14 protein-coding genes are annotated in these 13,219 nt (G+C 53.2%); 12 read left to right on the plus strand and 2 right to left on the minus strand.

The window, feature by feature from the left end; translation table 11 throughout:
- The first annotated feature begins 77 nt into the window (after window positions 1-77).
- The 12 genes from QW520_05540 to QW520_05595 all read left to right on the plus strand — a co-directional run bounded on the left by QW520_05540 (window position 78) and on the right by QW520_05595 (window position 10,747).
- A complete protein-coding gene (locus tag QW520_05540) occupies window positions 78-851 on the plus strand; it encodes a metallophosphoesterase (protein ID MEM0449266.1) in 774 nt (257 codons plus the stop codon).
- Window positions 826-1,746: an endonuclease V gene (locus QW520_05545; GenBank protein ID MEM0449267.1), complete on the plus strand. Its 921-nt coding sequence runs from the start codon at window positions 826-828 to the stop codon at window positions 1,744-1,746. The genes QW520_05540 and QW520_05545 overlap by 26 nt, the downstream gene beginning before the upstream one ends.
- Before the next feature lie 2 nt (window positions 1,747-1,748).
- Window positions 1,749-2,648 carry a 2-dehydropantoate 2-reductase gene (locus QW520_05550; protein MEM0449268.1) on the plus strand — a complete coding sequence of 300 codons (900 nt, stop codon included), beginning with the start codon at window positions 1,749-1,751 and terminating at the stop codon, window positions 2,646-2,648.
- A 124-nt stretch (window positions 2,649-2,772) separates the two neighbouring features.
- The gene (locus QW520_05555; protein ID MEM0449269.1) at window positions 2,773-3,414 is read left to right on the plus strand and encodes an orotate phosphoribosyltransferase-like protein; all 642 of its coding nucleotides are present in this window, start codon (window positions 2,773-2,775) and stop codon (window positions 3,412-3,414) included.
- Between the two features lie 2 nt (window positions 3,415-3,416).
- On the plus strand, window positions 3,417-3,890 hold the full coding sequence (locus tag QW520_05560; protein MEM0449270.1) for a DUF5788 family protein: 474 nt from the start codon (window positions 3,417-3,419) through the stop codon (window positions 3,888-3,890).
- Between the two features lie 126 nt (window positions 3,891-4,016).
- Window positions 4,017-4,442 carry an Lrp/AsnC family transcriptional regulator gene (locus QW520_05565; protein ID MEM0449271.1) on the plus strand — a complete coding sequence of 142 codons (426 nt, stop codon included), beginning with the start codon at window positions 4,017-4,019 and terminating at the stop codon, window positions 4,440-4,442.
- On the plus strand, window positions 4,439-5,314 hold the full coding sequence (gene dapA / locus QW520_05570) for a 4-hydroxy-tetrahydrodipicolinate synthase (protein ID MEM0449272.1): 876 nt from the start codon (window positions 4,439-4,441) through the stop codon (window positions 5,312-5,314). Before QW520_05565 ends, dapA begins: the two co-directional genes overlap by 4 nt.
- A 39-nt stretch (window positions 5,315-5,353) precedes the next feature.
- Window positions 5,354-6,133: a 4-hydroxy-tetrahydrodipicolinate reductase gene (gene dapB / locus QW520_05575; GenBank protein ID MEM0449273.1), complete on the plus strand. Its 780-nt coding sequence runs from the start codon at window positions 5,354-5,356 to the stop codon at window positions 6,131-6,133.
- On the plus strand, window positions 6,130-7,488 hold the full coding sequence (locus QW520_05580) for an aspartate kinase (GenBank protein ID MEM0449274.1): 1,359 nt from the start codon (window positions 6,130-6,132) through the stop codon (window positions 7,486-7,488). The genes dapB and QW520_05580 overlap by 4 nt, the downstream gene beginning before the upstream one ends.
- Before the next feature lies 1 nt (window position 7,489).
- Complete coding sequence (lysA, locus tag QW520_05585) at window positions 7,490-8,749, plus strand: diaminopimelate decarboxylase (protein MEM0449275.1); 1,260 nt, start codon at window positions 7,490-7,492, stop codon at window positions 8,747-8,749.
- Complete coding sequence (gene dapF, locus QW520_05590) at window positions 8,746-9,576, plus strand: diaminopimelate epimerase (GenBank protein ID MEM0449276.1); 831 nt, start codon at window positions 8,746-8,748, stop codon at window positions 9,574-9,576. Before lysA ends, dapF begins: the two co-directional genes overlap by 4 nt.
- Before the next feature lie 4 nt (window positions 9,577-9,580).
- Window positions 9,581-10,747: an aminotransferase class I/II-fold pyridoxal phosphate-dependent enzyme gene (locus QW520_05595; GenBank protein ID MEM0449277.1), complete on the plus strand. Its 1,167-nt coding sequence runs from the start codon at window positions 9,581-9,583 to the stop codon at window positions 10,745-10,747.
- Window positions 10,748-10,751: 4 nt separating this feature from the next.
- Here the strand turns inward: QW520_05595 and QW520_05600 are convergent, their stop codons facing one another.
- Complete coding sequence (locus QW520_05600; protein ID MEM0449278.1) at window positions 10,752-11,987, minus strand: phosphoglycerate kinase; 1,236 nt, start codon at window positions 11,985-11,987, stop codon at window positions 10,752-10,754.
- 99 nt (window positions 11,988-12,086) lie between these two features.
- Complete coding sequence (locus QW520_05605; protein ID MEM0449279.1) at window positions 12,087-13,106, minus strand: type II glyceraldehyde-3-phosphate dehydrogenase; 1,020 nt, start codon at window positions 13,104-13,106, stop codon at window positions 12,087-12,089.
- Between the last annotated feature and the right edge of the window lie 113 nt (window positions 13,107-13,219).

Below are 13,219 nucleotides of genomic sequence, written 5' to 3' on the forward strand. Positions count from 1 at the left end.
GCCTTCGTCATAGCCTCTATTTCCCTCTTCTGTGAGCATAAATCAGGCAAATAGATGTACTACCGACAATGATTTTTATGCGCTCAGCAGTGAAGACCAGTATGCTAGCATGCGCCTTTGGCGACCTTCACGGGCCGGAGAATACGCAGATTCTAGAGGCATTTAGGAAGGAGATGAGCGAATGCTCCTTCTTGATGTTAGCGGGGGACATCACACGGAAGAATGACATCGATTCTTTTGGCCTGGCTCTGCAGAATATTAAGAGCATGACCGAGGCGCGGATGATAGCTGTATTCGGCAATGAGGAATATGAGAACTCTCATCAGGAGTATCGCTCAAGATACGACGTTCACTTCTTAGAAGAGGAAGAGTTAGAGTTCGAGTTGGATGGGATGAGGATCAGAGTGGTAGGCTCGACCGGAGTACTGGACCGGCCCACCTGGTGGCAGAGGAATAACATGCCAGGTGTATGGGAGATTTACCGACAAAGAGTTACTCGGATTTCTGAGCTCTTGAAGAGAAAAGACTCAGAAGTACTCATCCTTTTGACTCATTACCCGCCCACCTATGCGACCCTAGAAGGGGAACGGCCTTCAGCCTGGCCAGAGATGGGCTCCAAATCCTTGGAAGGGGTCCTTATGCAAACTCTCCCACATCTCGCATTGCACGCGCATGCCCATAAGGGGCGATCGGTAGCGTCCTTATCCACCAAACAGAAGAAGTTAGACGAGTTGGAGAGAGGAAGGCGAGAGGTCAAGGTGCTAAACGTCTCTCTGCCAGCCCGCGGAAAGCCTACTTTCATAGAGATATCAAAGGGGGAGGACGGTGCGAAAATCACGGACCTCCTTTGAGGAGGTGGACCTAATCGATTTGATTTGTAAGGTCGTAGAGAAGATCCCCCATGGGAAGGTGTGCACCTTTGGAGATATCGCTTTAGCCCTAGGCGACCTCAGCGCTGCACGCGCGGTAGGAGAGGTCCTAGCTTCAGAGCGAAGAATGATCCCGCACTGGTACAGGGTAGTGTATGCGGATGGACGCGCACCTGAAGCCGAGGCGCTGAGGAAAGAGGGCGTCATTTTGCGAGATGGGCGAGTAGTTGATCTGGAGCGGGTGCGCTTCAAGGAGCTCGAAATCCCTCCCCTCTTGAAGCATTTGCGAGAGGAGCAGATGCGCCTGAGCCTGCTAGTCTCGGAAGAGGATGCTAGCAGCGAGTTCCTCTACGCGGCAGGGGTGGACGTGGCCTATCTAGAAGATGAGGCGGTAGCAGCTAAAGTTACTGTGGAATTTAGCACAGGGAAGATCGTGGAAGAGGTGGTGGCATGGGGCAAGGTGCGATTCCCCTACATACCTGGATTTCTGGGATACCGCGAGCTTCCATTGATGAAGAAGGTGATGGAACCCCAGAAGGAGTGTGTGCATCTCATCGATGGACATGGGCGTCTGCATCCTAGAGGCTTCGGAGTGGCGTGTCATGCAGGGGTTATTTTGGGAGTGCCTACCATAGGCGCCGCCAAGAGCCTTCTCCCAGGCCAGATCCAAGATGAGTGGGGAAACGTAGTCATAAATGGATGCATAAAGGGTAGAAGAGTGGGAAATCCACAGCGACCTACCTTCGTTTCCGTGGGACATATGATCTCCCTCGATACTGCTTGCGGAGTGGTGAGGCGCTTGATATTGAAAGGCCCACCTGAGCCATTAAGGAAGGCACATATATTGGCAAATGAGGAGAGGAAAAGGAGGGTATGAGCATGAAGATAGTCGTGTTTGGTGCAGGTTCTCTTGGCAGCTTGGTGGGCGGATTGCTGACGCGCAGGCATGATGTCACGCTGATAGGAAGACCCGCTCACATGAAGGCCATAGAGGAGAGCGGTCTGGTCATAACTGGGATGGTGGAGGCGGTGGTCGTCCCTCGCACAGCGGAGCGGGTGAGTGATGTGCCTGAAGCCGATATGGTGCTTATCACGGTAAAGGCTTATGATACCGCTAAAGCACTTGCGGAGATCAAGCCCATAGTGAACTCCGCTACCAGAGTCGTCTCCCTGCAGAACGGCCTTTCCAATCCTACGCTCCTGGATAAGGCATACCCATGGCAATCCGTCATAGGAGTGACAAACTTGGGGGCAACGAAATCAGGGAATGGACGGGTGTTCTATGCAGGAGAAGGCGATACCTATTTCGGAACTTTGCGGGCACCGAGGAACATGGCCGAAGAGGTGGCGGAGATTTTCACCTCGGTAGGCATGGATGCCTTCGTCTCAGATGACATAATGAGAGAGGTTTGGATCAAGGCCATCGTCAATTCCGCCATCAATCCGCTCACAGCCATAGTGCGTTGCAAAAATGGTAAGTTGCTCCAGGATGAGGATCTGCGAGAACTTTGCCATGCCGTATGCCGAGAAGGAGAGGCCATTGCCAAGGCCTGCGGCAGGGATCTAGGAGATAAGGATCCTTTTGCTTTGGCGCTTGATATTTTGCGCAAGACGGCAGAGAATCGATCCAGTATGCTGCAGGATGTGGAGAAGAGGCGGCGCACGGAGATCGAAGAGATCACGGGTGAGCTTGTGCGGAAGGGGGAGGAGAATGGAGTCCAGGCGCAGGTAAATAAGACACTCTGGCACCTGATCCGCTCTCTCAGCCGTTATCAGTGATAGTCTGCGATAGAAGCTAAAAATTGCAAACCTTCGCTTGGGAAGATGCGCGCCTGAATCTCTACCTTCAAGCTACGCAAACATTAATTATTGCCGCTCCTGATTGCTCACCTGGTGGAAAAGCATGGTGGATGTCAAGGAATTGGCCAGGAAGGCCCGTGAGTATAAGGAGCGTGGCTTGAACGAGCGCGAGATCGGCGATGAGCTCCATGTTTCTATAGATACGGTTCGTTACCTGCTCGAGGAAGGTATGGATGGTACACTTCCTCCTAGCGATATCAAGATAGGCTGGAGGACGGTGGGCGTATTCGGTTCGCGCATAGCCATGATGAGCGAGATCCTGACGGACATCATTATCGAAGAGCTGGAGAAGCGCGAGCAGGATGTGGATGTGGTTTTAGGTATCGCCGTGAATGGCGTGGCCTTCGCTGCCTATATATCCGAGATGTTGGACGCGGAGCTGGCAATCTACAAGCCGCCAGTGGAGAGGGGGAAAGCAGGAGGTGCTATCAGCGGGAATTATGCCTCGGTGGAAGGCAAGAAGGTGGTCATCGTGGACGATGTCATGTCCACAGGAGCAACTGCTCAGGAAGCCATCAAAGATATTAGGGCCGCGGGCGGGACGCCGGTTTTGATGGTGGTCATCGTCAACAAGAGCAGCCAGAACGAGATCGATGGGGTGCCTTTGCGCGGTGTAATCCGTGCCAGGTCCATGGGAGGGACCATATTGGGTCATGGACCGTTGAGATCCTTCCCTTATAAATGATCATGAAGGAACAAGATAAATGGGATTATGACCCTAATCCCTTGAGCCCAGAAGACCGGAAGAGAATCCTTGAGAGGATCCATTCCGCCCTCTACTGGGTGGGAAAGTTCATTCCTGAAGAGGAAATGGTGGGAGGAGAGCGCATACCTTTAAGGGAGGTGGTCTTTCGCTACCTCACCAATCCTTCCCCTTCCCCACAAGAGATACAATCTGCTCTTCAATTGGCGAGTGCTTTGGAGCGAAAGGCGCGAATGCTGGAGGAGGAGCTTCGGACCGAGAGTGGCTTGACCAAGGGCCATGCCCATATCCTGCTGGACGAGATATGCGGCATATTGAGAGCGGTAGAGGATATACGCAACGCAAGAGGCTCGGAGGCGGCATTGAAGGCCAAGGTCCTGATGAGCAAAGTAGATGATGAGCGCCGCTGGCAGGAATTCCTCAAATCCGCGTACATCTCGAGCGCGAGTGGAGATTGATATCTTGAATATTTGAGGAAAAACGTCATATTCGATTGCAATTTCTAGGAAGTATTAAGTAAGCTTCCTCTGTTATCGTAGAAAATCATACGAAAAATTACAGAAAAAATAGTAGGAGGTTTCACCGTGTTAGACCAATTGGATGAGCGCATCGTGGAGATCCTCAAGAAAGACGCAAGGAAGCCGTTCGTTGAGATCGCCGATGAGCTCAAGGTGTCCGAGGGCACCGTAAGAAGTCGAGTGAGAAAGCTCTTCGAGGAGGGCATTATACAAAGCTTCACTATCAAGACAAGTAGTAAGAATGTCAAGGCCATAATCGAGGTCAAGATAGACGTTAACGTGAACACCTCCGATGTCGCTAAGCAGATAGCTAAGTTCGATGGGGTCTCCGAGGTATTCGAGGTGACAGGCGAAGAGGATATCGTGGCCATCATCGATGTCACCTCCTCACCACAGCTCAATGACATCATCGAGCGCATCCGCCATTTCGAAAATGTCCAGTCCACGCGTACTAGATTGATACTCAAAGAGCATTATGGGGTGAGCGAATGATACAAGGGACAGCGACTGCTATTGTAACCCCCTTTAAGGCCAATGGTGAGATCGATGCAGAAGGGCTGAAGGAGCTGGTGGCTTTCCAGGAGAGCAATGGCATAGATTACATTGTGCCCGTGGGGACCACCGGGGAGTCAGCGACGCTTTCGCATGCCGAGCATCTTCAGGTCATCCGCATAGTCATGGAATCGGTCAAGAGGGCCAAGGTCATAGCTGGAGCGGGTAGCAACTCCACCAGCGAGGCCATACACCTATCCAAGGGAGCCATGGACCTAGGAGTGCATGGCATCCTTTCTATATCGCCTTATTACAACAAGCCCACGCAAACTGGGCTCATAAAGCACTATGAAGCCATAGCCAAGGCCGTGGACATCCCTATAATCGTCTATAATGTCCCTGGTCGTACGGCAGGGAATATAAATCCGCCCACAGTGCTGAAGTTGGCCGAGACCCCCAATATCGTGGGGATAAAGGAAGCCAGTGGGAATATGGCTCAGATAATGGCCATCCTGGAAAAGGCTCCTAAAGGATTCTCAGTGATGTCAGGGGACGATGCCCTCACCTTCCCCATAATGGCCTTAGGGGGAAAAGGAGTCATATCCGTGGCCTCGAACATCATACCTGATCGGGTAAGCTCCATGGTCCGACACGCCCTAAACGGTGAATGGGACGAGGCCAGGAAGGAGCATTTCAGGCTTCTGCCGCTGTTCAATCATCTGTTCATCGAGACCAATCCCATCCCCGTCAAGACCGCCCTCAGGATGATGGGGAAACCAGCAGGCTCCTTCCGTCTCCCCCTCTGTGATATGGAGCCTGCCAATCAGGAGATCCTACGCAGAACGATGGTGGCACTTGGCCTGATCAAATAAGGTGGTAGTTCTGGGCTCTCCTTGAAAGAAGGTGGTAGAATGATAAAAGTGGTAGTAGGAGGCGCCTCTGGAAGGCTGGGATCCATGATATGCGAGCTGGTGAAGCAACAGGAAGACATGCAATTGGTAGGAGGCGTGGTGTCGGATAGCGGAGGCCATGTGGGCAAGGAGCTTGCTCCTGGTGTGTTCACTCACCCATCCTCAGATATGGAAAAGGTCCTGAGACAAGCAGATGTCTATGTTGATGTGACCTCAGCCTCCGCTGCGGCCAAGAATTTGACGAGGGCCCCTCCTCTAGGAGTTAATTGCGTGGTGGGCACAACAGGGCTTGGTGAGGATGTCCTTAGAGCTTTTGAGGCTTCCGTTCAGGAGAATAACGTCTCGGCCGTGGTCACCCCTAACTTCTCCGTGGGAGTGAATGTGTTCTGGAAAATGTGCGGCATATTGGCCGCGGTATTGGAGAACTACGATATCGAGATAATCGAGACTCATCACGACAAAAAGAAGGACGCCCCCTCAGGCACGGCCATGCGCGCTGCCCAAATCGCCTCAGAGGTGACTGGCATTGATAACATAGTATATGGCCGCCAGGGCAATGTAGGGCCACGAGGGAGGGAGATCGGGGTGCATGCGGTGAGGGCTGGTGATGTGGTGGGAGAGCACACCATCATATTCGCTGGCAATAAGGAGAGGATTGAGCTGACTCATCGTGCCCATTCCCGAGAGGCCTTCGCTGAGGGATGCATTGCCGCCATACGGTGGGTATCAGCCCGACGTGATGGCAAAGTGCATAGCATGGCAGAGGTGCTGGGACTGTGATCAAGGCCATGAAGTTCGGGGGTACCAGCGTGGGCTCTGAACGGGCCTTGCGCAACCTCATTTCGATAGTCAAAGAGGAGAGGGCCGACAAGGCCCTGGTGGTCTCTGCCATGTCTGGGGTCACGAACCAGCTCATCGCGATAATGAAAGAGGGCAGACCGGCCAGTGAAGCATTCTACGAGGAACTTCTTTGGAAGCACACCTCAGCGGTCAAGGCCTTGATGCCAGAGGCAGAGCTGATGGAATTAGAGACGAAGCTCAGGGTGCGCATAGGGGCACTCAGGCAATCACTTGAGCGCTATCAAGAGCCCTCCAACCAAGCAATGCTGCGGGATACCATCTCCTCATGGGGGGAGAGACTCTCATCCGTGATGGTGGCTTCCCTCCTGCGAAGCGCGGGCGTGGATGCAGTAGCCCTTACCTCAGAAGAGGCGGGAATAGTTGCCCAGGGTCCGCCAGGCAACGGCATGGCTAATCTTGAGGCCACGGCACGCAATTTCAGGAGCACCGTCAAGCCTTTGATCGAGCGAGGCAAAGTGCCGATAATAACTGGTTATTATGGTTGCGACAGCGATGGCCGCCCTATAACCTTTGGCCGAGGAGGATCGGATTACTCCGGCTCAGTGGTGGGCTACGCGCTTGATGCGGATGCCATTGAGATCTGGACCGATGTGGATGGATTCATGACCGCAGATCCTAGAGTGGTACCTACCGCGCGCAGGATAGAGGAGATGGATTACGGCGAAGCAGCGGAGCTGGCATATTTTGGGGCCAAGGTGCTGCATCCCCGTTGCATCGAACCAGCAAGAAGGAAGAAGATCATCGTAAAGGTGAAAAACACCTTTAATCCCTCAGCCCCTGGCACATGCATCGGCGAGAGCAGGAAAAAGGAGGGCAGGCTTTTGAAGAGCGTGGCGTCTAAGGGCGATCTGGCCATCATAAAGGTTTATTCCTCAGAGATCGTCTACAACCCTAGCCTGGTCATGCATCTCTTGGCCACCGTCTCGGATGACGGGTCCACTGTGTATGCCATATCTACTTCACTCTCCACCCTTGCCTTCGCCGTTCCCAGTCAGACGGCGCGCAGCATCTGTGAGAGGTTGCGGCGGTACGGGGACGGTGAGGTTGAGAAGGTGACGGTGAAAGAGGGCGTGTCCCTGATATGCGCCGTCGGAGACGATCTTATAAATCAAACAGGCGCCGCAGCGAGAATATTCAAGGTGGCGCAGGAGCTTGATGCCAACATCGAAATGATATCTGAAGGGGCATCGGATGTCTCTCTCAACTTCGTTGTCCCCAGCGATAAGGCTAACGAGGTTGTCAGGGGCATTCACGATAAATTCATAGGTGGTTGATATGCGAAATTTCCAGAATGATGGAGGTCATTTAATTATCGGTGGCCTCAAGGCTATGGATCTGGCGGAGACCTTCGGGACGCCCATATATGTCACGGATGAGAACGCTTTGAGGGAGAACTATCGCAGGATAAGGGACGCCTTCAAGCCCTATATGCCCGTCAGAGTTCACTACGCTTGCAAAGCCAACACCGCGCTGGCCATCCTGCGCATTTTAGAGCAGGAGGGCAGCTATATCGATGCGGTGAGCATAGGTGAGATAGAGGCCTGCCTGAGGGCAGGATTCCCTCCGCAGAGAATTCTCTACACCGGAGTCAATGTCAGCGATAAGGAGCTCAAACAGGTCGTGGCCAGAGGAGTGAGCGTCAATATAGATTCGCTGTCCGAGCTGGAACGCTTAGCGCGCATCTCCACAGATGTGAAGATATCTATTCGCGTTAATCCACAGGTGGGTGCCGGCCACCATTCACATGTCATAACTGGAGCGAAAAGCAGCAAGTTCGGCATCCCCAAGGAACTGATCGTGCACGCTTATGATCGAGCACTAGAGCTTGGCTTTATGCCCTTTGGCCTGCACGCTCATATCGGTGCAGGAGTGCAGGATGTCGCCCCCTTTGCAGAGGTGACAGAAGTGTTAGTGGGCATCATGAATGAGGTAGAATCGCGCCTGGGACTAAAGCTGGAGGTATTGGACATAGGAGGTGGTATAGGCATCCCCTATCGCCCCGAGGACAAGCCCATGGATGTCGAAGCCTACGCGCGCGAAGTAACATCTAGAATAAAGGGACGCTGTTCGGCCAAGATGCTTGCCATAGAGCCTGGCCGCTACATCGTGGCGGATACCACCATACTTCTCACGCGGGTGGTCGATATCAAAGAGACAGGTGAGAAGAGATTCTGCGGAGTGGATGCTGGCTTCAATACTTTGATCAGACCTGCTTTCTATGGCTCTTATCACCATGTGGCGGTGGCGAACAAGTTCTGCCAGCCCGAGGAGTTCACTTACGACATCGTAGGACCCATCTGCGAGAGCGGGGACTTCCTGGCCAAGGACCGCAAGCTGCCTCGGGTGCAGGAAGGAGATATCATTGCCGTGTATGATGCTGGTGCTTATGGCTTCACCATGTCCTCTAACTACAATATGCGCGGTCGTCCCAGGGAGATCTTGGTGAAGGACGGTTCGGCCTCCATTATCAGGGAAGCAGAGAGCATAGATGACCTTCTGCGCCTGGAGCGCATTCCCACGAGGCTGATGATCTGAGATTCTTTAAGTATCAGGGCCTGGGCAACGATTTCATCCTCTTAGAGGACTTTGATGACCAGGCTCCAAAAGATCCGTCTTTCGCTGTGCGCTGGTGCGACCGCAGGTTCGGAATAGGTGCTGACGGAATACTTTACCTCATGCGCAGCCCTCGGGGCGACGCATTCATGAAGATCCTGAATTCGGACGGGAGCGAGGCGGAGATGTGCGGCAATGGCATACGCTGTGTGGCCAAGCACCTGTTCGATCAAGGCTTGGTCCCTAAGGTCAAGATGAAAATCGACACCCTGGCTGGCATCAAAGAGGTGGAATGCAGGACCGTGGATGGCAAGGTGAGAGAGGTCACGGTGGGCATGGGAGCTCCAGAACTCGACTGCGCCAAGATACCAATGATGTGCGAGGGGCGTTTCGTGGAGCGAGAGCTAGAGGTGGAGAAGTGGAGGATAAAGGGTACGGCAGTGAGCATGGGGAATCCTCACTTCGTGACCTTTCAAAGATTCAGTGAGGAGGAGATGAACTCTCTAGGCCCTAAGATCGAGAGACATCCCCTCTTCCCTAAAAGGACCAATGTGGAGTTCGCTCAACTGAGCGAAGGTGCAATAAACCTGCGCGTTTATGAGCGCGGTGCAGGCTGGACCTTGGCCTGTGGCACGGGGGCTTGCGCCACGGTAGCGGTGGCGGCCTTGAGAGGAGATGTCCCATTCGAAAAGGATGTGGAGGTCAGGCTCCCGGGAGGAAGCCTCTGGATTAAAGTAGGGGAAGATCTATCCTCCGTAACCATGAGAGGCCCTGCAGAACTGGTCTATACTGGAGAGTTCGAGGTCTGAGAGCATGCCTTTCCAATTCGCCAATCGCGTAAATAGGATACCCCCCTATCTTTTTGCAGAGATCGAGGAGAAGGTGAGGCTGAAGAAAGCACATGGAATAGATGTGATCGATTTTGGCATAGGTGATCCCGATCTGCCTACTCCAGCTCCCATCGTGGAGGAGCTGCGCAAGCAGGTGTTAGACCCTGAGAACCACAATTATCCCTCCTCCGCGGGAGAGCCGGAGATAAGGGAGGCGGTGGCTGACTTCTACAAGAAGCGCTTCGGTGTAGATGTCGACCCGCGTGGGCAGGTATGCATTCTGCTGGGCAGCAAGGAAGGTCTAGCTAACATCGCCAGAGCCTTTGTCAATCCAGGCGAGAAAGTCCTTTGCCCCGACCCCGCCTATCCCGTGTACGCACAAGGCGCCACGGCTTTGTGCGATGCCATCCCGATCAGGGTTCCGTTGTCCCCTGAGCATAATTTCCAGATCGAGGATTCCCCAGGCATCCTGGACCGCACGGCCAAGATGTTATACATAAACTACCCTAACAATCCTACTGGTGCTTGCGTGGACAAAGAATACCTTTTAGGCCTCTACCAATGGTGTCTGCAGACGGAGACCATAATGGTCTACGACAACGCTTACTCCGAACTCACCTTCGGTGATTACTCCGCGCCCAGCATACTCGAGGTCGGAGACGAGGGGGTCATCGAGTTCGGCTCTCTTTCAAAGACCTTCAACATGACAGGATACAGAATAGGATATGCAGTTGGGGATGCCAATCTCATCGCTGGCCTAAAAAAGGTGAAATCGCAGGTAGACTCAGGAGCGCCCAAGTTCATCCAGAAAGCTGCTGCCTTCGCTCTCTCGCAATACAAAGGAAGGGAGAAGCCGCAGATGGTCCGAGACAACATAAAGATATTCGAGGAGAGGCGGAATATTATGGTCAAGGGGCTGCGCTCCCTTGGATTCCAGATAGAACCTCCCAAAGGCACTTTCTACCTCTGGTTCAGAGTTGAAGGGAGCAGCATGAAGTTCGCGGACCGCCTTTTGAATGAGGCAGGGGTGGTGGTAACGCCTGGAATCGGATTCGGGGAAAATGGAGAAGGGTTCGTGCGCATGGCGCTAACGCAGAGCTCTCAGCGCATCGAAGAAGCCCTGGAGCGCATGCGCAGGGTGTTAGGCTAAGCGATTATTTAGCTGGACATTTTCGCTCTTTCGCCGCTTTGAGCGCCTCCACTACAGGCAAAGGCTTGCCTAGAAGGTAGGTCTCCAAGGCTCCTCCCCCCGTGCTCACATAGGAGAACTTGTGGAAGAGGCCGAATTTCTCTGCCGCCGCAGCGGTATGCCCACCCCCTATGACGGTGAAGGCCTTGGAATGTGTAGCGGCCAGCATAAGATCCTTTGTGCCCAGGGCAAAAGGCTCTTTCTCGAACATGCCGGCAGGACCGCTCATGAACACGGTGCCCGCTCCAGCGATAACCCTAGAGAATTTCTCTATGCTGGATCTACCTATATCCAGGACTGGATACTCCTGCGGTAGATCCCCTACCAGTATATCCCGCCGCCTGCAGTCTACCTCGATGGCAACATCATGAGGCAGAAGGATCTTCTCCCCTCTCTCCCGCAGCAATTTCTTCGCTGCCTCCAAATCTTCCGGGTTCATCTCTTTGGCCAAGAATTGCTCACTGGGGGTGCCTAACCTTACACCCCTTGCCTTTAGGAACGCATTCCCAGTGACTCCCACAAGGATCACCCAATCGGCTATCCTCTTGCTCAATAGCCTTTCCACCACTTTTACTGACTCGCCGAACTTCGCACCGCCTAGGATGAAAACGCTGGGACGCGCTGGATTATTGAATACCTGGCCTAGCGCTTTGAGTTCCTTCTCCATCAAGCGTCCCGCTGCTGAGGGCAGAACAGCGGGAAATCCCACCAAGGAGCAATGCGAGCGATGCGAGGCCCCGAAGGCGTCGTTGACGTATATGTCGAACAAGGGGGAGAGGGTCGTCACCAGCTCCGTCTTGGCATGCTCCTCCATGCTTTTCTTTTCCTGCTCATAAGGCAGCTCGCGCACGTTCTTGAGCATGATCACATCGCCTTGAGACATGGAACGTATGGCCTCAAGCGCAGTGTGACCCAGAAGATCGTCCACATACCTTACTTCTCTACCCAATAGCTTCGAAAGCGATTTAGCATGCTTTTCTAAGGGTATGAAATCCCAATCCCCTGGGCGACCCTGATGCGCGATTATGGCGACCTTCGCCCCTTTGTGGATGAGCTCTTTCAGGGTCGGAAGGATCTGCTGTATCCGATTATCATCCTCTATCTCCAAAGTATCCTTGTGTAAGGGGCAATTGATATCCACGCGAAGGAGAACACTCTTGCCCCTGAAATCGAAATCATCCATCGTATTGAACTCGGTCATCCTCTCACCTTCTGATGCTTAAGTGATTTCCTGATGGTTAGATATCTTTTTCTGGCTATAGTTATAGGCACATATCGGAGGAGCGAATGCCCTCCTGCATCATTTGCTGATGCCCATGGCTTTGTCCGTCTTGCGAATGGAGCGCATGGGATCGGCCTCCAGTTTCATCATTGAGCGAATACAGTCAATTATCTCAGGAACGATATCGCTCTCCTGGTGTATAGCTTGATAATAATACAAAGTGTGACCCTCCATCTTCACTCCGTCCTGCCAGACGATTATTTCCATGAAATCCCCTCTTGGCCGGCCCAAGTCGCGGGCCAGCTCCATCACCTGGGCTGAAGATTTTATTCCGTGCTTTCCGCTCACGAACCTGATGCGGGGCACGTTGTCCCATACGCTCAAAACCTCGTTCTCCGTGGCCTTCTTCTTCAGGTCGCAGGTAACGCAATGGACATGCATCATGGTGGTGGGAGTGACCACTGCCATGGTCCTGATGTTCAGCCATGGCATGATGGTCTGGACATCTGGGCCGTGATGGGTGGGCAATTTTAATGCGGGCTCAATAGCGTTGAGGGCGAATCCTTTCTTGTCTCCAGGGTCGGCTCCCCTGCGGACTAGAGCAGCGAAGCACCTCTCCACTCCGAAGACTCTATCCAGAGGATACAGGGTACGAACTAGGCCAGTGGTGTTGCAGCTAACCACCCTGACGAATTGCGCCCCCCAGGCCTCATGATAATTGGCGAAGGCGTTGAAGCTTATACCAGCTACTCCGTGATCCTCCCCTCCCTGGAAAATAGCCTTAACACCTGCCTTCTCGTAAATGGGCTTGTAGGTTTCCCCTACTCCGCCTGGGGTCGCGTCTACGATGATGTCGCATTTGGGAAGGAGATCGCTCAACGTTCCTGCGATCTTGATATCCTCCTTTTCGAAATCGGGAATATTCTCCGGTGAAGCGGCGTATAGCGGCAGCCCTTCTTTAATGGCTAATCTGGCCTCATAGCTGGGCTTTGTCTTAGTCACTCCTACCACTTCCATGTCATCCATGCGCTGGATGGCGAAAGCGGCCCTTTTTCCAATAGTGCCATACCCATTGATGCCAACCTTGACCTTGGTCATCTTCCTTACCCATACTGGTAGAAGGCGCAGATGGTTATCTCACTTGCGGTCCATTGAATCTTAAAACGAGTGAGGTATTCGAAATAGCAAAATGAGGTAAATAAAAAAAATGG

The sequence above is a fragment of the Methanomassiliicoccales archaeon genome, assembly GCA_038740345.1.
Taxonomy (GTDB): domain Archaea; phylum Thermoplasmatota; class Thermoplasmata; order Methanomassiliicoccales; family UBA472; genus JAJRAN01.